We start from the raw sequence: 18,295 nt of genomic DNA, 5'->3' as shown, positions 1-18,295 counted from the left end.
TGGTCGAAACGCCGGCCGGAAACTGATCTTGCCAGGGCCGGGAGGTCCAGCCTGTTCCGCGGCTGGACCTCCCGGCCCTTTCCCACGCTCCATGCAATAGAGTTTCTTATGCTCAAGGCACTTTTCACTTAGCAACTCTGTTCGCTTGCTACGCTCGCCTCAGAATCAAAAACCACTGAGGAAAGGCAACGTCAACGATGACCACCACCGCCACGGCGCCCCGCACCCGCATCACCGCAGAGAACCCCGCCTGGGCCTCCCTGAAGGCAGCAGCCACCGCATTGCAGGCCCTGCAGGTCAAGGACGGTTCCGTCCCCGAGACCACCGACCACGAGGCCGCGCGGGGACATGTCGCTGCCATCATCACCGCCGTCGAGGAACTCGCCCCCGCTTTCCCGCACGACGCCACCTACCTTGACCTGCTCGTCAAGGACTTCGCCCGCTGGGCCGATGCAGGCTTCGGCGTGCCGGACTTCCTGGACTCCCTGATGGCGTTCCAGCCGCAGGAACAGCGCATTGACGGCCTGCAGCACCTCGTGGTGTTCCCGATGTACACGCAGAACGGCAGCACCAGCCGCTTGGTGGAGGCCGTGCTGATCGAGGTGATCTGGCCCGAGTTCATCGGCGGCCTGGAAGCCGGTGACTACTCCAACAAGCTCTTTGTGCCGATCCGGTTCATCGACTTCACCCCGGGCTACGACACCAACTCCGCCGTGCTGTTCCCCGAGACCGTCGCCGTCCGCGAAACCCCCACCTTCACCTGGGGCGCCATCTTCGCCGACCGCGAGGCCGCCCGCTTCCGCCGCGTCCTGAAGGCCGCCGCAGAGACCACCTCGCTTGAACTGCCGGCCGACGCCGCCGAACTGCTGGACAACCAGGACCTCACCCAGCGCACCTTCGTGATGTGGGACCTGATCCACGACCGCACCCACATGCGCGGCGACCTGCCCTTCGACCCGTTCATGATCAAGCAGCGCATGCCGTTCTTCCTGTACTCCCTGGAGGAACTGCGCTGCGACCTGACCGCCTTCCGCGAGTCCGTGAAGATCGAAAAGGACGAGGACGCCTCCGAGGACGCCCGCAAGCACGCCAAGCTCGTCCAGTACGCGGTCATCTTCGACCGCATCTTCCGCTTCGCCATCACCGGCAGCCGCGTGCGTAACTACGACGGCCTGGGCGGCCAGCTCCTGTTCGCCTGGATGCACCAGCACCGTGTGCTGCACTGGACCGACAGCAAGCTCAGCATCGACTGGGACGAGGTCGCCGACGTCGTCGTCGAACTCGGCGAGCGGATCGAGGAGCTCTACTGGCGCTCGATCGACCGCCCGAAGACTGCACACTGGCTGGCCGCATACCAGCTGATTTCCGGTACCGTTACCCCCAACCCCGCTTCGGTCTGGGCCAAGGGCCCCGACGCGCTGCCGCTGACCGGCACGCCGCGCGAACTGACCGATCAGGTCATGGACGACGAATTCCCGCTGTCCATGTTCTACGAGGCATTGGAGAAGAAGATGCGGCCTGTCATCGAGTCCACCACCGGCATCACGGGATCGACGGCGGCATGATGCCCTCCCTGAATGTCCTGGTCACGGGCGGCAGCAGCGCTTCCGGCGTTGCTGTCGCCCGGGCCCTTGCCTTTGCCGGGCACCGGGTCTTCACCGTCGGCTCGGACCGCGGCCGCATCACCGCCGCCGCGGAAGAAGCCGGCGACGGCGTCACGCCCCTGGTCTGCGACCTCGCCAGCCTTGACGCCGTGCGGGAACTCGCCGCCGAGGTCCACGCCGCGGCCGGCCCCGTGGACGGCATCATCCACCTGGTGGGCGGCTGGCGCGGTGCCACGGGCATCGAGGACCAGCCGGACGAGGATTGGGACGTCCTGTCCACCGGATCCGTGACCACGCTCCGGAACGTCTCCCGGGTCTTCTATCGTGACCTGGCCGACTCCCCCGCCGGACGGCTCGCCATCGTCAGCTCGACGGCGGTGTCCGCGCCGACCGCAGCGGCGGCCACGTACGCTGCGGCCAAGGCCGCCGCGGAAGCCTGGACGTTCGCCGTCGCCGACGGTTTCCGGCGCGAGCAGTCCGACGCGAAGTCCGATCCGGTGGAGCAGCACAGCGCCGCCGTCGTGTTCGTCGTCAAGGCGCTCCTGGACGCCGGGATGCGGCTGGCCCAGCCGGAACGGAAATTCCCCGGATACACGGACGTCGAGGAACTGGCCGCGGCCGCCGTCGGGCTGTTCAAGCAGCCTGCAGCCGACGTGAACGGCCAGCGCATCCGGCTGGTTCCCTGACGCGGCTCCCCCAGGGTGCCCCTGGGGTTGACCGGCGCCTTTTGGCGCGGCCCGCAACGGCCGCCCCTCCTTAGACTGAAAGAGTGAATGAACCCATGACAACTGCCCTGCAGCAGTCCACGGAAACCCTCGCCGGCCGGATCCACGATCCCGAGGTCCGGGGCTTCGCGTCCGACAACTACTCCGGTGCACACCCGGAAGTCCTGGCAGCGCTTGCCGCCGCCAACGGCGGGCACCAGGTCGCCTATGGCGACGACGAATACACCCACAAGCTGGAAGGGCTCATCCGGGAGCTCTTCGGCGAAGGCGCCGAGTGCTACCCGGTCTTCAACGGCACCGGGGCCAACGTCGTCGCCCTCCAGTCCCTGCTGCCGCGCTGGGGCGCCGTGGTCTGCGCCGGCACCGCCCACATCAACGTGGACGAGAACGGCGCACCGGAACGGATCGGCGGCATGAAGCTGCTGCAGGTCCCCACCACGGACGGCAAGCTGACGCCGGAACTGATCGACCGTGAGGCCTGGGGCTGGGGCGACGAGCACCGCGCGCAGCCGCTGGCGGTCTCAATCACGCAGACCACCGAACTGGGCACCTGCTACACGCCCGAGGAAGTCAAGGCGATCGCCGACCACGCCCATGCCCGCGGCATGAAGCTGCACATGGATGGCGCCAGGCTGGCCAACGCAGCCGCCCACCTCGGTGTTCCGCTGCGCACCTTCACCCGCGATGCCGGCGTGGACATCCTCTCTTTCGGCGGCACCAAGAACGGGCTGCTCTTCGGCGAACTCGTGGTAGCGCTGAACCCCGGGGCCGCCCACGGCCTGAAGTACCTGCGCAAGATGGACATGCAGCTGGCCTCGAAGATGCGCTTCATCTCCGCCCAGTTCATCGCCCTCTTGGAGGACGGCCTCTGGTTGCGTTCAGCAGGACATGCGAACGACATGGCCACCCGCCTGCGCGCAGCGGTGGACCGGATCGACGGCGTCGAGCCCACCCAGGCAACCCAGTCGAACGGCGTGTTCGCAGTCCTGCCCCCGGGCGTGGCTGACCGGCTGCGGAATTCGTTCAAGTTCTATGACTGGAACGAGGCCGCGCGGGAGGTCCGCTGGATGTGCTCCTTCGACACGAGCGAGGCCGACATTGATGCCTTCGTTGCCGCGATCAAACGCGAACTGGCTGCTCAGTAGCCCATTGGGCCACCGCGCCCCCGGGTCACAGCGCCCCCGTCCGGGGCGGCGTGCCTACCGGATTTCGCCGCCCCGGGCACATAACCTGCCAAGGTGAATGCTCTATCACAGCTTCCTGAGGACTTTCTTCACGCCTTGGGAACACTCCGGAAGGCCCAGTGCAGACCCGAGCTGAAACTCGGCGAAATCCCGGCTCCCACGCGCCTTGCCCCGTACGCCGTCGCCATGGGCGCGGAGGTGTTCAGCCACGCACCCGCCCGCCGCCAACCGCCCGTCCACGGCCCGGCAGCGCTGGCCTTCGCGGCGGACAACCCTGCATCCCGGGACGATGACGAAGACAACGAGCTCGCCACGGGCCGCTTCATCCTGCTGCATGATCCGGACGGCTCCGCGGTGTGGGACGGCCAATTCCGGATCGTGACCTACATCCGGGCCCAGCTGGAGGCCGACATGGGAAACGACGCGATGCTGGGGTCAGTGGCCTGGACCTGGCTGGTCGAAGCGCTGGAGAACCACGGAGCCCGGTACCGGGCCGCCGGCGGAACGGCAACCCGGATCCTCTCGGAGAGCTTCGGCACCCTCGCCGGCCGGCCTGAAACCATCGACATCGAACTGCGCGCCTCCTGGACCCCTGCAACTTCCGATGCGCAGGCCCACCTCGAAGCCTGGTCCGACATGGTGTGCACCTTCGCCGGCCTGCCGCCCCTGCCACCGGGTGTCACCCCGCTTCCGTCCCGGCGGTTGACCTGAGTGCCGGCGCTTGGCACGGGTGCCGGCACATTCGGGCTCCCCGGCTACCGCACCGGCACCGTATCCACCCCCTGCCGGGCAGAATCGCTAGACTGTAAGGCACCATGAGTCCTGAAAACCCGGATCCCACCACAGCCGGCGGCCCGGCTGCTGAACCCGCCCCACACATCACCGTGGAAGGCTTCGACAATCCCATCCCCGAGGTCATCGACCTCGATGCCCCGCGCGAAGGCGTGCCCCTGGTCATCGACACCCCGGCCGGCCTGGAGCGCTGCGCCGCCGCGATCGCCGCTGGCACCGGTCCTGCGGGCGTCGACGCCGAACGCGCCTCCGGGTTCCGCTACGGCCAGCGCGCGTTCCTCGTCCAGATCCGCCGCGAAGGCGCCGGCACCTGGCTGATCGACCCCGAACCGTTCGACGACCTGAAGATCGTCAACGAGGCCCTGTCCGGCGTCGAATGGATCCTGCACGCCTCCACGCAGGACCTGCCCTGCCTGGCCGAACTGGGTATGTGGCCGGACAAGCTTTTCGACACTGAACTCGCCGCCCGGCTGGCGGGACTGCCCCGCGTGGGGCTTGCCGCCGTCATCGAACAGCTCCTGGGCTTCGGCCTTGCAAAGGAACACTCGGCGGCTGACTGGTCCACCCGGCCGCTGCCGGAACCCTGGCTGCGGTACGCCGCCCTCGACGTCGAAGTCCTCGCCGAGCTGCGCGAGGAACTCATCGAACTGCTCGACGCGGACGGCAAACTGGAATTCGCGGAGCAGGAGTTTGCCGGGATCCTGGCGAACGGCATCCCTGCACCGCGGGTGGACCCGTGGCGCAAGACCTCCGGGCTGCACCAGATCCGGGACCGGCGGCAGCTTGCCGCCGTGCGGGAACTGTGGCTGGAGAGAGACCAGCTGGCACGGACGCGCGACGTCGCGCCTGGCCGGCTCATCCCGGACTCCGCGCTCGTGGCGGCCGCCAAGGCGCTGCCCTCCACTGTTCCGCAACTGCTGGCCACCAAAGGCTTCCATGGCCGCGCGGCCCAGCGCGAAGCCCCGCGCTGGCTGCGTTGCATTTCCACTGCCCGCGGGCTGGACGAGCTCCCCCCGTTGCACCTTCCCACGAACGCCCCGCCCCCGCCGCGCGTGTGGGCGGACCGGGATCCCGACGCCGCCGCCCGCCTGGCGACCGCGCGTCCCCGCCTGCAGGCGACCGCCGAAGAGCTGAAGCTGCCCGTCGAAAACCTCCTGACCCCGGACTACCTGCGCCGCGTCCTGTGGCGGCCGCCGTCGGAGATCACTGCGGAGACCATCGCCGCGGAACTGCGCGGACTGGGCGCCCGGGAATGGCAGATCAAGCTCACTGCGCCGATCCTGGCCGAGGCGAGCCTGCACCCCGCCCCGCTGCCACCGAAGGATGCCAAGGACAAGTCCGCCGGCTAGCTGCGTGCAGCTAACCGCCGTTGCGGGCCCCGGGTCTGATGAATCTAGTGAGTGCGCAAGGAGTTGCCTGCACGGGTAGCTTCGGGCAGGGCGCTTGCTTCGTTGCTGGTTTTGCCATGGTTGCTTGTCATGCTTCAACCCTCGCGCGGGGCGGTCTGCGCCTGATCCCCTTGACGGATGGAAGCCCTCCCCACGCCGGGGCAAGTGTGCCCTCGGCTTGCAGCCTTGCCCCTCATGTTACTGACGAGTAACATTGTCCGGGGCGGCGGACATCCTTACCGGATGCGCCTGCCACGCCCCCAACCTTGTCTCGAAGAGGAGTACACATGAGCCCCAGCGGGAACACACAGCAACGCACGGTCCGGGACGTCGTCTTCGTGGACGGAGTACGCACGCCGTTCGGCAAGGCCGGGGAGAAAGGCATCTACGCCGGCACCCGCGCGGACGACCTCGTGGTCAAGTGCATCCGGGATCTGCTGCGGCGCAACCCCTCCCTGCCCGCCGAACGCGTCGATGAGGTGGCCATCGCCGCCACCACCCAGACCGGCGACCAGGGCCTGACCATCGGCCGCACCGCGGCACTGCTGGCCGGGCTGCCCCGCACCGTTCCCGGCTTCGCGATCGACCGCATGTGCGCCGGAGCCATGACGGCGGTCACGACGACGGCCAGCGGCATCGGTTTCGGCGCCTACGACGTGGTGATTGCCGGCGGCGTGGAGCACATGGGCAACCACCCGATGGGCGCAGGCGCCGACCCGAACCCGCGATTCATGTCCGAACGCCTCGTGGATCCGGCCGCCCTGAACATGGGCAACACGGCCGAAAACCTGCATGACCGCTTCCCCGCCATCACCAAGGAACGCACCGACGCCTACGCCGCAGCGTCCCAGGCCAAACTCGCCGCCGCCTACGCGAAGGAGCAGATCCAGCCGGACCTGGTGCCCGTGGCCGCGAAGAGGCCGGGCGCTGGCTGGGCCCTGCACACCACGGACGAACCGCCCCGGCCGGGCACCACGGTGGCTGACCTCGCGGAGCTCCGCACGCCGTTCCGCCCGCACGGCCGCGTCACCGCGGGCAATGCCGCGGGTTTGAATGACGGCGCGACGGCGGCGCTCCTGGCCTCCTCGGATGCCGCGGAGGAGATGGGGCTGAACGTCAAGATGCGCCTGGTCGCGTACGCTTTCGCCGGCGTCGAGCCCGAGGTCATGGGCATCGGACCGGTACCCGCCACCGAAAAAGCGCTGAAGAACGCGGGCCTGACGATCGAGGACATCGGCCTGTTCGAAATCAACGAGGCCTTCGCCGTGCAGGTCCTCAGCTTCCTGGACCACTTCGGCATCGCCGACAACGATCCGCGGGTCAACCGCTACGGCGGGGCGATCGCCGTCGGGCATCCGCTTGCGTCCTCGGGCGTGCGCCTCATGAACCAGCTGGCCCGGCAGTTCGAGGAAGACCCCTCGGTGCGGTACGGCATCACCACCATGTGCATCGGTCTCGGCATGGGCGCCACCGTGATCTGGGAGAACCCGCACCACGCCAACTACGGAGACCACGCTGCGGCCACGGCCGCCACCACAGACACCAGCAGCACCGACAGCAAGGGAGCCGTCGCATGAGCGCCGTAGATTTCCGGAAACTGGCAGACCTCTTCCCTGACGAGACGGTCACCCACTCCTACGTCCAGGACATCGTCCTGCCGTCCGCAGGCGGGAAGGCCAGCGTTGGCACCTTCGCCCTCATCACCCTGGACAACGACCTCGACCACAACAAGCCCACCACGCTTGGCCCGAACACCCTCGTGGAGCTCGGCACCGTGTTGGAAGGCCTCAAGGAACGGGCCGCCCGCGGCGAGATCGTCGGCGTCGGGGTGACCGGCAAGCCGTACTTCCTGGTGGCCGGCGCCGACCTGTCCGCAGTCAAGAACCTGCGAGAACGCGAGCACGGCTTGTGGATGGCTCAGCTGGGCCACGAGGTCTACGGCACCCTGGCCTCGCTGGGCGTGCCGAGCTTCGCCTTCATCAACGGCCTTGCACTGGGCGGCGGCCTCGAGATCGCACTGCAGTCCAGCTACCGGACGGTATCCACCGGCGCCGGCGCACTGGCCCTGCCGGAAGCCCTCCTCGGCCTGGTCCCGGGCTGGGGCGGGGTGTACCTGCTCCCGCGGCTCATCGGGCCGGAGAACGCCGTCACGGTGATGATCGAAAACCCGCTGAGCAACAACCGCACCCTCAGCGGTCCGCAGGCCTTCGGGCTGGGCATCGCCGATGCCATGTTCGAACCCGCCGATTTCCTCGAGCAGTCCATCGCCTGGGCCGCGCAGGTCATCGCCGGCGACACGGTCCCGGAACGCCGCAACGCCGTCGATCCGGCCGACCCCGCCGTCGCGGAACGCTGGGCAGCCGCCGTGGCCCGCGGCCGGGCCTTCGTGGAGGCCAAAACCTCCAACGCCTCCCCCGCCCCGGCCAAGGTGCTGGAGATCATGGAAGCCAACCGCACCCTGGGCCAGGCAGAGTCCGCTGCCCTGGAATGCGAAACGCTCGCCGGACTGATGCAGACGGACGGGTTCCGCTCCACCGTCTACGCCTTCCTGGACCTCGTGCAGAAGCGCTCCAAGCGACCCGCCGGAGCACCGGACCGCAAGCTCGCCCGGCCTGTGACCAAGGTCGGCGTCGTCGGCGCGGGCCTGATGGCCGGACAGCTGGCGCTGTTGTTCGCCCGCCAACTCAAGGTTCCGGTGGTGCTGACGGACATCGACCAGGAGCGGGTGGACAAGGGGGTGGCCTACGTCCATGCCGAGGTGGACAAGCTGCTGGGCAAGAGGCGCATCAGCCAGGACGCGGCCAACCGCACCAAGGCCCTGGTCAGCGGCTCGGTATCCAAAGAGGCCTTCGCCGACGCCGACTTCGTGATCGAGGCGGTGTTCGAGGAGCTCAGCGTCAAGAAGCAGGTCTTCGCCGAGGTGGAAGCCATCGTTTCGGCCGAGTGCATCCTGGCCACGAACACGTCCTCCCTGTCCGTGACCGCCATGGCAGAAGACCTCAAGCATCCCGAACGCCTGGTGGGCTTCCATTTCTTCAACCCGGTGGCCGTCATGCCGCTGCTGGAGATCGTCCGGGCGCCGCAGACCGACGACGCGGTGCTGGCCACCGCCTTCGAGCTGGCCAAGGGCCTGAAGAAGACCGCCGTGCTGGTCAAGGACGCCGCCGCCTTCGTGGTCAACCGCATCCTGCTGCGCCTCATGGGTGAAGTGATCGCTGCGTTCGACGAGGGCACGCCCGCCGAGGTCGCGGACACGGCGTTGCGCCCGATGGGCCTGCCGATGTCTCCGTTCACGCTGGCCGCGATGGTAGGCCTTCCGGTAGCCCAACACGTCCAGGAGTCCCTGCATGCCGCCTTCGGGGAACGGTTCGCGGTCTCGCACAACCTGCAGAAGCTGATCGACAACGGCGTGAAAACCCTCTGGGTCGAGGGACCTGACGGCTCCCGGGTGATCCCCGAAGAAACCCTGTCCCTGATGTCCTTCGGCAGTTCCCCCTCTACCGGAGAGGACGTGCTCCGCCGGACCCAGGACGCGCTGGCCGAGGAGATCGGCCTCATGCTCCAGGAGGGCGTGGTGGCAGGTCCGGAAGACATCGACCTTTGCGTCATCCTCGGCGCGGGCTGGCCGATGTTCCTGGGCGGCATCACCCCGTACCTGGACCGCACCGGCGCCTCCGAGCGGGTTAACGGCAAACGCTTCCTGGCCCCGGGGGTAGCGTCGGCGCCGGCCCCCGTCTAGGCGCAGCCGCTATCCGAGGGGTGTGAGCACCCCGCCGTCGAGCCGCAGGAGCCGGTGCGCCCGCGCGCGGGCGTAGCCGAGGTCGTGGGTGACCATCACGACGGCAGCGCCGCGGGCCGTCGCGTCCGCCATGGCGGTGTCCAGGACCGCCAGGCCCCGCCGGTCCAGGCCCACTGTCGGCTCGTCGAGGGCGAGCACCGCAGGCTCCCGTGCGATCACCGTGGCAAGGGCCAGCAGGCGCCGGGACGATGCCGGCAGCTCCAGCGGGTGGATGCCGGCGTGCGCTTCGAGGCCGACGGCGGCCAGGGCGGCCAGGGCGCGTTCCCGCGCCCTGGCATCGTCCTGCTTGCGCCGGAACAGGCGCCATTTCGTGCCCAGCCCGAAGGCGACCTCCCGCAGCGCCGTCCGTTCGAACAGCTGGAAGCGGGGGTCCTGGAACAGCAGCCCGACGTCGGCCGCCAGCACTCCGGGGGATGTTCCATCTGTGGGAGCGCCCCTGAGCAGCACGGTTCCGGAACCGGGACGGAGCAGTCCGTTAAGCTGGCGCAGCAGGGTCGACTTCCCGCTGCCGTTTGGTCCGGTGACGGCCAGGACCTCCCCCGGCAGGACCGCAAGGTCCACTCCGCGGAGGGTTTCCCGCTCGGACGCCCCGGGTCCGTCATAGCTGAAGCGGACGCCCTTGAGTTCCAGGACGGGAGCAGCATCCGCGGGAGCGGAGGTGCGCACCGGGCGCGGGGGCGCAGCGCCGGACACCCCAGCGCCGGACACCTCAGCGCCGGGGACCACGACGCCGGAACGGGCCAGGACATCCTCCCCTGAGGAGCCAGCCGCCAGCAGGATGTCCGGCGTTCCGGCGGCAAGTTGCCGGCCGCCGTCGTGCTCCCCGCTGCCAAGCGCTGTATTGCCAAGGACTGTATTACCCAGCACCGTCCAGTGCGTGGCGGTGCGGCTCAGCGTGTCCACCGTCGAACTGAACACCACCACCGCTGTTCCTTCTGCGGTCAGCCGCCTCAGCAGGAGCTCCACGGTCCGCGCTCCGGAGGCGTCCAAGGACGCGAACGGTTCGTCGAGCAGCAGCACGGAGGGCCGGCCGATCACGGCGCAGCCGATAGCCAGGCGGCGGAGCTCGCCGCCGGAGAGGGTGGCCGGATCCCGTTCCAGCAGATCCTGGAGCCCCGTGAGTTCGGCGGTGCCGGCGATCCGGCGCAGCATGTCCCCGGCCGGGATGCCCAGGTTTTCCAGGCCGAACGCCAGTTCGCCGGCCACGGTATCCCGGACCGTGGAGAGCATGGCGGCGGCGTCCTGGGGCACGTAGGCCACGTGAGCAGCCCACGCCGCGGGGTCGATCCGGGGATCGTCGCTGCCCCCGGTGAAGTCGATGCAGGCCCCGGCACCGGAAGCACCCAGTTCCAGCCGGCCGCGGAGTTCCCCGCCGTGATGCCCGGGCAGCCAGGCCGCAAGGATCCTGGCGAGAGTGCTCTTGCCGCTGCCGGAGCCGCCGAGCACCGCCGTCAGGCTTCCGGCGTCCACGGCGATGCTGATGTCCCTGAGCACCGGGGCGTCCGCGCCGTGGAAACGGAAGGAAGCTACGTGCGCGGCAAGGAGCGGCCGGGCGCTCATGCGCGTCCGCCGAACAGGGCCAGCGCCACGCGGACGGCCACGGCGGCGAGGCTCAGCACCAGAAGGACCCGGCGCGCCGCCCACTGGGGCACGGAATCGGGCACCGTCCGGAGGCTGGTGTGCGGCTGCCGGCCGGAGAAGCCCCGTGCGTCGAGGGCCTGGGCCCGTTCCCCGGACTCGTGGACAAGGGAGAGCACCAGCGGAACGGCCTGCAGCCGGGCGGCGAGGAGCCGGGAGGCCAGGCTCCGGCCGATGACCAGGCCCCGGGCTTCCTGGGCGGCCCGGATGCGGCGGATCCGTTGCGCTGCGGCCGGCAGCAGGGTCAGCGCCGAGACGACGACGAAGCCGAGCCGGGGCGGCAGACCGCGGGCGGAAAGGACGCTGAGAAGCTCGGGGACCCGGACGGTGAAGGAAAACAGCAGGAACGCCACGACGAACACACCGGTGCGCAGGCCGGCGTCGAGGGCGAAGAGCAGGCCTTCGCGCGTAACGGTGGCCGGGCCGAGTTCCGCCAAAACCGTCCGTCCTTCGGGGAAGAACAGCCCGTGCACCAACAGCAGAGCCGCCCAGAACGGCAGCAGGATGGCCGTGGCGGCGCGCAGCACCGCGGCCGCACGCGCCTGCCGCAGCGTCAGGGCAAGGAGTCCGCCAAGGACGGCAAGGGAAAAGGCCCACTGGCCTGCCGCCGTCGTGATGACCGCGACGGCGGCGGCACCGGTAAGGGAGGTCAGGGGGTTCAGGCGCTCCAGCGACAGCGTGCCGCGGCTCATGCCTGGGTTGCGGTCCCCCGGCCCTGAGGCGCCCGGCCCGCAAGCACCCGGTAGCGGCGGACGAAGGGGAACTGGAAGGAACTGCGCCGCGGCAGGGCGTAGACCAGGAGCGCGGCCACGGTGAACACGATGGCCTTGTCCGCCGGGTCGGAGATCAGCGCCTGCTTGGTGATGGCAGCGAGCAGGGAGTCCCCCATCGCGCGGAATGCGGACACAATGGCGCCGGTGGCCAGCCCGGACGTCCCGCCGAACACGAACGCGGCAATCGGTGCGGACACCACGCCGCCCAGCACTCCCGAGAGGAAGCCCGCGAACGGCACCAGGTAGAAGCGGCGGAACACCCCGGCACGCGCAGCCAGCCCGGCCAGCCAGCCGATCAGGGCGGCACCGGCGGCGAACGGCAGCACCGTGGGGTTGAACAGCGACCAGACGATCGAACTCAGGGCGCCGGTGGCGGCGCCGGCGGCCGGGCCGGCCAGGACCGCCACCAGGACCGTGCCGATCGCGTCCAGGTAGAACGGCACCAAGGTGCTGCCCACGAACTGGCCCAACACGATGTTCAGGACCATGGCAATAGGGATGAGCACCACGGTGGAGGTGGGCAGGGTGGGAAGGACGGCAACCACCAGGAGCACCGCGCCAAGGAGGAAGCCGCCCAAAGCGGCGAGGGCGGCCAGGCTTCCGGGGCCGGCGGCGATGTCTGTGGGCTGCGTGAGCACCAACACCACATAGGTCACGATGATCGATGCGGCGCCGAGGATCTCAAGGAGGCGCCGGCGCTTGGGGGCTTCGGGCAGGAGGAGGGAAGGCTGCTGCGGTGACGGGGATGCCATGGTGGTTCCTTGCTGGGTTCATAGCTGTGGGCTGTGCACGCGTTTTTCGCCTATGTCACCTCGGCGCTGGAACCATCCTAGCCATGGATCCTCCGGGCCAGTGCTCCCAGCGAGCGGATCAGTTCGTCGAAGGCCTCCCCGGGATGGTTCTCCGAGACGATCCGGGCGTTCGGCGCCTCACCCCAGAGGCCGCGGTAGTCGGCCACGGTGGTGCCGAGCAGCCGCGGGGCCGCGGTTTCCACGTGCACCGTGGCCGTGCGGGTTCCGTAGCGGACGGTTCCTGCCGCGACGGCCGCGGCGAAGTAGTCGTGCACGTGCGCGATGTACCCCTGGTCGTAGGCGCGGTGGAACTCGAAGTAGAAGCGCAGCATGTCGCTGAGGTGCCGGACCAGCGGGTTCGACGCGGTGCTGCGCAGGCCCTCCGGCTGGCCGGGCAGCACCAGTTCGGGAACGGCGCAGCCGGCTTCCCGGGCGAGGTCCTCCACGTGTTCCGGGCGCATTTCGATCCGCTCGGTGCTTTCCAGGGCGCACACCACAGGCAGCTTCTCTTCGGGCAGCCCGGAGAACGCGGCGAACACCTCCGCCGCGGCGTGCGGGTCCACGTGGGTGTTCCATTCGGCGGTGGGCGTGGTGTTGCCCTGGTAGTAGTAGCTGCCGCCCATGATCACGACGCCGCGCAGCAGCTCCGGGAGCCGGGGTTCCGCGCGCAGGGCGAGGGCGAAGTTGGTCAATGGGGCGGTCAGGAGCGCGGTCAGCTCCCCCGGCCGGGCCCGGGCCGCTTCGATCCAGAGTTCGACGGCGTCCCCGGCGTACACGCGGCCCTGCGGTTCCGGCAACTCGGCGTAGCCGATGCCCTGCGGCCCGTGGGTCTCCGGCGTGGTCACCAGGGGAATCTCCAGCGGCGCCCGGGCCCCGATGGCCACGGGCACGTCGGGCCTGCCGCACAGTTCGAGCAGGGCGAGGTTGTTGCGGGCTACCTGTTCCGCATCGACGTTGCCCGGGGTGCTGCTCACCGCCACAAGTTCCACGTGCGGCTGGCTGCACAGGTAGGCCAAGGCGAGGGCGTCGTCGATTCCCGTGTCGCAGTCCAGCAACAGGCTGACCGGCTGCGGCATCAGAAAAGCGCGACCTTCGGCTGCGGCGGGAAGATCCCGTCCAGTTCGGTGCGTTCTTCGGCGCTGGGCACCCAGCGCACAGCGGCGGCGTTCTCCACGATCTGTTCGGGCCGGGTGGCGCCGGCGATGACGCTGCTCACGGCCGGCTGTGCGGCGAGCCAGGAGAAGGCCAGCTGCAGTTCGTTCAGTCCGCGTTCCTTGGCGAAGCGGCTGAAGCGGCCCAGCTGCTCCCAATCGGCGTCGTGCACCATGTAGGTGCGGGTGTGGCTGAGGCGCGAACCCTTGGGAGCCTCACCCGGGGCGTATTTACCGGTCAGCAGACCGTTGGCGAGCGGGAAGTACGGCAGCACGCCCAGGCCGAATGCTTCGGCCGCCGGCAGGACCTCCAGCTCGGCGCGGCGGTCCAGCAGGTTGTAGTGGTTCTGGGTGGAGATGAACCGCGCGCCGCCGCTCATCCGGGCCACGTATTCGGCCTCGGCGATCTGCCAGCCCGTGCGGTTGGAGTGGCCGATGTAGCGGACCTTGCCGGCGCTGACGAGCTCGTCGAGGACCGCGAGGGTTTCCCCGATCGGCGTGAGGGGGTCCGGCGTGTGGAACTGGTACAGGTCAATCCAGTCCGTGTTCAGGCGGCGCAGGGACGCCTCGACGGCCTGGACGATGTACCGGCGCGAACCGCGGGCGCCGAAGTCCTTGCCGTTGGCGCCCTTCATGTCCATGCCGAACTTGGTGGCCACGATGGCGTCGTCCCGGCGGCCCTTGAGCGCCTTGCCGAGCATGGTTTCGCTCAGCCCGGGCTCCTTGCCGTAGGTGTCCGCGACATCGAAGAGCGTCACCCCGGCGTCAAGGGCCGCGTGGACGACGGCGTCCGTGCCCTTCTGCGATTCGGTGGCAGTGTTCGCCCGGCCCAGGTTGTTGCAGCCCAGCCCGACGACGGAGACGGTCAATCCGGAATGTCCAAGACGGCGGTATTCAGTCATGGTCCCCAGCCTAGGCGATCCGGTGGGTCCGGTTTGCTGCGGCCGGGCCTGCGGGTTCAGGACGGGAAGCTGATTCCGGCGTCTTCCATGGCATCCTGCAGCTGGGCCATGGTCTTAGGGCCCATGCCGTGCAGGCCGGCCACTCTTTCCTCGCCCAGCTCCGCGATCTGTTCCAGGGTTTCCAGGCCTTCGTGGGCCAGTGCCCGGCGGGCGGGAGCCGAGATCCCCTTGGGCAAAGGCGTGTGTCCTGGCCAGTTGCTCTTGGATGTCACGGGGCGTCCCTTCCAAGCGTGGGTGGTGGTCCTTAGAGGGTAAAGCCCGTGACGTTTTTGGGCGAGTGCTTGAGCTTGAATGCCTCCGGTTCCCCGTGCGGCGCCGCGGCGATGCTGAGCTTGGTGAAATCCAGGTCCTCGCCGCGGATGCATACCTTGATGGCGTTGACGGCCTTGTTCACATCGGGGCAGAGGCAGAAGATGTTGAGCCGGGAGTTCCCGATCTCCGAACGCTCCACCGTGCCAAGGCCACGCCAGGCGAGGGCACTGCGCAGGGCTCCGCTAGCCTTGCGTTCCAGGTAGCGGTCCCGCTCGGTGCCATCCTTGCTCTTCAGTGCGAACTGCGCCACCAGCCAGAACTGCTCGGATTCGGGCAGTTCCGCGTAACCGTCGTCCTCGCACTGGGCCGCGAAGGCGGCCAGGAGGCCTTCCGCAGCCTCTTCGTCGTCGACGTCGGTGGCGTCCGTGCTGCTCTGGTGGCCCACGGTGCCGTGGTTGATGACGAACTGGCCGAAATCCTCGTCGAACCAGGCCTCGCGGAACAGCAGTACGCCGTCGTCGTCACGCTTGTAGCTGCGGATGATCCCGCTCATGCCCGTCCTTTTCCGAACCATGCGGCGCAGGTGCCGGCTGGCCCGGTGCCGTCGAACGGTTCCTGTTGTGTGAGTACTTCCCGGTGCAGCCGTGCGGCTTCAGCGCGGATCCCGGCCACGGTGTGTTCCGGGTAGCCCATGGAGAGCCGGTGTTCTTCGAACTCGTCTTCGTCATCGATGAAGACGCCGTGTTTCGTGGACCTGATGACGTCCAGGTCCATGTCGATCATGTGGAACTCCGCCACGCCTTCGCGGAGGTAGTTCCAGCCGTGGTCCAGGGCCAGGTCGACGTAGATCCGGAAGTCCCCCGGGTAGCTGTCGTCATAGAAGGTGGCCACGTAATCGCCGCTGCGCGGGACCAGAAGCACGGCATCGGAGGCGGTGTAGAAGGCCGCACCGGGCCGGGAGCAGAATTCGTTCCTGCCCTGGAACACCCACCAGCCGTGGATGTCCTCACCGAGGTAGCGGCCCGGGACCACCCAGTGCGCGGTGCCGTCCCATTTGCGGTTGCGCGCCACCACGAGGTCGCCGGGCTGCAGTCCCTCGGGGTGCCTGGTGCCGTTCACAGGGTGGGCAGGCTGCCGGTGGTGGGGTGCGCCTGGCCTGGCAGCGGCCGCGCGAACGGCACCTTGGTCCCGAGGACCTGGGCGACGATGTCGTGGGTGATCTGCTGGGCGGTCAGTCCGACCCGTTCGAGCACCTGGCTGCGGGTGCCGTGCGAGAGGAACTCCACGGGCAGTCCCACCTCGTTAAGGGCGGTGTCGACGCCGGCCGCCCGCATCTCCTGGCGGATCCGCGAGCCGACGCCGCCGGCGCGGACGCCGTCCTCGATGCAGATGACCAGGCGGTGCCGGGCTGCGAGGGCGATGATGGATTTGCGCACGGGCAGCACCCAGCGGGGGTCCACCACGGTGGAGCTGATCCCCTGCGAGCCGAGCCGGGCCGCGACGTCGAGCGCGAGTTCGGACATCGCGCCGACGCTGACGATGAGGACATCGTTCTCGGTGGAGCCTTCGGGCCGCCGGGCCAGCACGTCCACACCGTCGGCCAGCCGCTCGATGGCCTCGACTTCCTTGCCGACGCTGCCGCGGCTGAAGCGCACGACGCTGGGCGCGTCGCCGATCGCCACGGCTTCGCGCAGTTCCTCGCGCAGCCGGGTGGCGTCGCGCGGTGCGGCCAGGTGCAGTCCGGGAACTATTTGCACCATGGCCATGTCCCACATGCCGTGGTGGCTGGCGCCGTCCGGCCCGGTGACGCCGGCCCGGTCCAAGACAATCGTCACCCCTGCCTTGTGCAGGGCCACGTCCATCAGGAGCTGGTCGAAGGCCCTGTTCAAAAACGTCGCGTAGACGGCGACCACGGGGTGGAGGCCGCCGAAGGCCATGCCCGCCGCGGAGGTGAGGGCGTGCTGTTCGGCGATGCCGACGTCGAACACCCGTTCCGGGTGCCGGGCCGCGAACTTGTGCAGGCCCACGGGGATCAGCATTGCACCGGTGATCCCGACGACGTCCTTGCGTTCATCCGCGATGTCCGCGATTTCCTCGGCGAACACAGAGGTCCAGGACTGGGCGCCGGGCGACGCCGTGGGCTCGCCGGTTTCCGGGTCGATGACGCCGACGGCGTGGAACTGGTCGTCTTCGTTGGCGCGGGCGGGTGCGTAACCGTGGCCCTTCTCCGTCATGGCGTGCACGATCACGGGTCCGCCGTAGTGGCGCGCGGTGGTGAGGGCGTTTTCGAGCGCCTGCAGGTTGTGGCCGTCCACCGGGCCGATGTACTTCATGCCGAGGTCTTCGAACATGCCCTGCGGCGCCCACCAGTCCTTGATGCCCTTCTTCATGGCATGCAGGCTCCGGTAGGTGAACTGGCCGAGCGGGCCGCCGTTCTGCAGCCGTTTCTTCCACCTGTCCAAGACGACCTCGTAGGCCGGGGCGGCACGGAAGGAATCGATGGTGGGGCGCAGCGAGGCCAGGTAGTCGGCAAGGCCGCCGACAGTGGGGGCATAGGAACGGCCGTTGTCGTTGACCACGATCACCACGCGGCGGCGCTTGTCCGCGGCGATGTTGTTGATGGCTTCCCAGGCCATCCCGCCGGTGAGGGCGCCGTCGCCGACGACGGCCACCACGTAGCGGTCGCCGTCACCGGTGAGCTGCCGGGCGCGGGAGATACCGTCGGCCCAGGACAGTGAGGAGGAGGCGTGCGAGCTTTCGACGATGTCGTGCTCGGACTCGCCGCGGTCCGGGTACCCGGAGAGGCCGCCCTCCTGGCGGAGGGTGCTGAAGTCCTGGCGCCCCGTGAGGAGCTTATGCACATAGGACTGGTGTCCGGTGTCGAAGACGATGCTGTCGCGGGGAGAGTCGAAGATCCGGTGAATCGCCATCGTCAGCTCCACGACGCCGAGGTTCGGGCCGAGGTGGCCGCCGGTCTGGGCGACGTTGGTGATCAGGAAGGACCTGATTTCGCCTGCGAGCTGTTCCAGTTCCGTGCTGCCCAGCGTGGCCAGGTCCTGCGGAGTCCGGATTGTCTCCAAGAGTCCCAACGGCCCCTCCTTAGGTGATTGACGTGCCCGTTAACTCTACCGCTTTGCCCGCCGGGTCCCGTTCCTGCCGCGAACCGGACGCGCCGTGGGCACCGGCCCGGACAGCGCGGAACGACGGCGGCCCTGGCCGGTCAGAAGACCGGCCAG

General features: G+C 69.0%; 16 protein-coding genes. 7 read left to right on the top strand and 9 right to left on the bottom strand.

The window, feature by feature from the left end:
- Positions 1-197 precede the first annotated feature (197 nt).
- The 7 genes from DWV11_RS06805 to DWV11_RS06775 all read left to right on the top strand — a co-directional run bounded on the left by DWV11_RS06805 (position 198) and on the right by DWV11_RS06775 (position 9,432).
- Positions 198-1,565, top strand: a complete 1,368-nt coding sequence (locus DWV11_RS06805; RefSeq protein ID WP_115788136.1) for a DUF6421 family protein — start codon at positions 198-200, stop codon at positions 1,563-1,565.
- Positions 1,565-2,290: an SDR family oxidoreductase gene (locus tag DWV11_RS06800; RefSeq protein ID WP_115788135.1), complete on the top strand. Its 726-nt coding sequence runs from the start codon at positions 1,565-1,567 to the stop codon at positions 2,288-2,290. The genes DWV11_RS06805 and DWV11_RS06800 overlap by 1 nt, the downstream gene beginning before the upstream one ends.
- A gap of 95 nt (positions 2,291-2,385) precedes the next feature.
- Positions 2,386-3,474: a threonine aldolase family protein gene (locus tag DWV11_RS06795; RefSeq protein ID WP_115788134.1), complete on the top strand. Its 1,089-nt coding sequence runs from the start codon at positions 2,386-2,388 to the stop codon at positions 3,472-3,474.
- A gap of 93 nt (positions 3,475-3,567) precedes the next feature.
- Positions 3,568-4,224 (top strand): DUF3000 domain-containing protein, encoded by a 657-nt coding sequence (locus DWV11_RS06790; RefSeq protein WP_115788133.1) that lies wholly within the window; start codon positions 3,568-3,570, stop codon positions 4,222-4,224.
- Between the two features lie 104 nt (positions 4,225-4,328).
- Positions 4,329-5,654 carry an HRDC domain-containing protein gene (locus tag DWV11_RS06785; protein ID WP_115788132.1) on the top strand — a complete coding sequence of 442 codons (1,326 nt, stop codon included), beginning with the start codon at positions 4,329-4,331 and terminating at the stop codon, positions 5,652-5,654.
- Between the two features lie 326 nt (positions 5,655-5,980).
- Entirely contained in the window at positions 5,981-7,270 is a 1,290-nt protein-coding gene (locus tag DWV11_RS06780) for a thiolase family protein (protein WP_115788131.1), read from the top strand.
- The gene (locus DWV11_RS06775; RefSeq protein WP_115788130.1) at positions 7,267-9,432 is read left to right on the top strand and encodes a 3-hydroxyacyl-CoA dehydrogenase NAD-binding domain-containing protein; all 2,166 of its coding nucleotides are present in this window, start codon (positions 7,267-7,269) and stop codon (positions 9,430-9,432) included. The genes DWV11_RS06780 and DWV11_RS06775 overlap by 4 nt, the downstream gene beginning before the upstream one ends.
- 9 nt (positions 9,433-9,441) lie before the next feature.
- Here the strand turns inward: DWV11_RS06775 and DWV11_RS06770 are convergent, their stop codons facing one another.
- The 9 genes from DWV11_RS06770 to dxs form a co-directional block, all read right to left on the bottom strand.
- Entirely contained in the window at positions 9,442-11,052 is a 1,611-nt protein-coding gene (locus DWV11_RS06770; protein ID WP_115788129.1) for an ABC transporter ATP-binding protein, read from the bottom strand.
- Positions 11,049-11,822: an energy-coupling factor transporter transmembrane component T gene (locus DWV11_RS06765; protein WP_115788128.1), complete on the bottom strand. Its 774-nt coding sequence runs from the start codon at positions 11,820-11,822 to the stop codon at positions 11,049-11,051. Before DWV11_RS06765 ends, DWV11_RS06770 begins: the two co-directional genes overlap by 4 nt.
- Positions 11,819-12,655, bottom strand: coding sequence for an ECF transporter S component (locus DWV11_RS06760; protein WP_115788127.1), 837 nt, complete (start codon positions 12,653-12,655; stop codon positions 11,819-11,821). The genes DWV11_RS06765 and DWV11_RS06760 overlap by 4 nt, the downstream gene beginning before the upstream one ends.
- Before the next feature lie 77 nt (positions 12,656-12,732).
- Positions 12,733-13,770 carry a nucleoside hydrolase gene (locus DWV11_RS06755; RefSeq protein WP_115788126.1) on the bottom strand — a complete coding sequence of 346 codons (1,038 nt, stop codon included), beginning with the start codon at positions 13,768-13,770 and terminating at the stop codon, positions 12,733-12,735.
- Positions 13,770-14,747 carry an aldo/keto reductase gene (locus DWV11_RS06750; protein ID WP_115788125.1) on the bottom strand — a complete coding sequence of 326 codons (978 nt, stop codon included), beginning with the start codon at positions 14,745-14,747 and terminating at the stop codon, positions 13,770-13,772. Before DWV11_RS06750 ends, DWV11_RS06755 begins: the two co-directional genes overlap by 1 nt.
- A 56-nt stretch (positions 14,748-14,803) precedes the next feature.
- Positions 14,804-15,019 (bottom strand): helix-hairpin-helix domain-containing protein, encoded by a 216-nt coding sequence (locus DWV11_RS06745; RefSeq protein ID WP_115788124.1) that lies wholly within the window; start codon positions 15,017-15,019, stop codon positions 14,804-14,806.
- Positions 15,020-15,051: 32 nt separating this feature from the next.
- The gene (locus DWV11_RS06740) at positions 15,052-15,612 is read right to left on the bottom strand and encodes a hypothetical protein (RefSeq protein WP_115788123.1); all 561 of its coding nucleotides are present in this window, start codon (positions 15,610-15,612) and stop codon (positions 15,052-15,054) included.
- Positions 15,609-16,178, bottom strand: a complete 570-nt coding sequence (locus DWV11_RS06735; protein WP_115788122.1) for a ribonuclease FAU-1 family protein — start codon at positions 16,176-16,178, stop codon at positions 15,609-15,611. Before DWV11_RS06735 ends, DWV11_RS06740 begins: the two co-directional genes overlap by 4 nt.
- The gene (gene dxs, locus DWV11_RS06730; protein ID WP_115788121.1) at positions 16,175-18,148 is read right to left on the bottom strand and encodes a 1-deoxy-D-xylulose-5-phosphate synthase; all 1,974 of its coding nucleotides are present in this window, start codon (positions 18,146-18,148) and stop codon (positions 16,175-16,177) included. Before dxs ends, DWV11_RS06735 begins: the two co-directional genes overlap by 4 nt.
- Positions 18,149-18,295 lie beyond the last annotated feature (147 nt).

Source organism: Arthrobacter silvisoli, assembly GCF_003369445.1.
Taxonomy (GTDB): domain Bacteria; phylum Actinomycetota; class Actinomycetes; order Actinomycetales; family Micrococcaceae; genus Arthrobacter; species Arthrobacter silvisoli.
This window is presented reverse-complemented; position numbering and strand designations above follow the sequence as displayed.

Bases quoted from the DNA above. Each gene is read 5' to 3' on its own strand.
- DWV11_RS06805 (WP_115788136.1), top strand. From the start codon at position 198: ATGACCACCACCGCCACGGCGCCCCGCACCCGCATCACCGCAGAGAAC.
- DWV11_RS06800 (WP_115788135.1), top strand. From the start codon at position 1,565: ATGCCCTCCCTGAATGTCCTGGTCACGGGCGGCAGCAGCGCTTCCGGC.
- DWV11_RS06795 (WP_115788134.1), top strand. From the start codon at position 2,386: ATGACAACTGCCCTGCAGCAGTCCACGGAAACCCTCGCCGGCCGGATC.
- DWV11_RS06785 (WP_115788132.1), top strand. From the start codon at position 4,329: ATGAGTCCTGAAAACCCGGATCCCACCACAGCCGGCGGCCCGGCTGCT.
- DWV11_RS06780 (WP_115788131.1), top strand. From the start codon at position 5,981: ATGAGCCCCAGCGGGAACACACAGCAACGCACGGTCCGGGACGTCGTC.
- DWV11_RS06775 (WP_115788130.1), top strand. From the start codon at position 7,267: ATGAGCGCCGTAGATTTCCGGAAACTGGCAGACCTCTTCCCTGACGAG.
- DWV11_RS06770 (WP_115788129.1), bottom strand. From the start codon at position 11,052: ATGAGCGCCCGGCCGCTCCTTGCCGCGCACGTAGCTTCCTTCCGTTTC.
- DWV11_RS06765 (WP_115788128.1), bottom strand. From the start codon at position 11,822: ATGAGCCGCGGCACGCTGTCGCTGGAGCGCCTGAACCCCCTGACCTCC.
- DWV11_RS06760 (WP_115788127.1), bottom strand. From the start codon at position 12,655: ATGGCATCCCCGTCACCGCAGCAGCCTTCCCTCCTCCTGCCCGAAGCC.
- DWV11_RS06755 (WP_115788126.1), bottom strand. From the start codon at position 13,770: ATGCCGCAGCCGGTCAGCCTGTTGCTGGACTGCGACACGGGAATCGAC.
- DWV11_RS06750 (WP_115788125.1), bottom strand. From the start codon at position 14,747: ATGACTGAATACCGCCGTCTTGGACATTCCGGATTGACCGTCTCCGTC.
- DWV11_RS06740 (WP_115788123.1), bottom strand. From the start codon at position 15,612: ATGAGCGGGATCATCCGCAGCTACAAGCGTGACGACGACGGCGTACTG.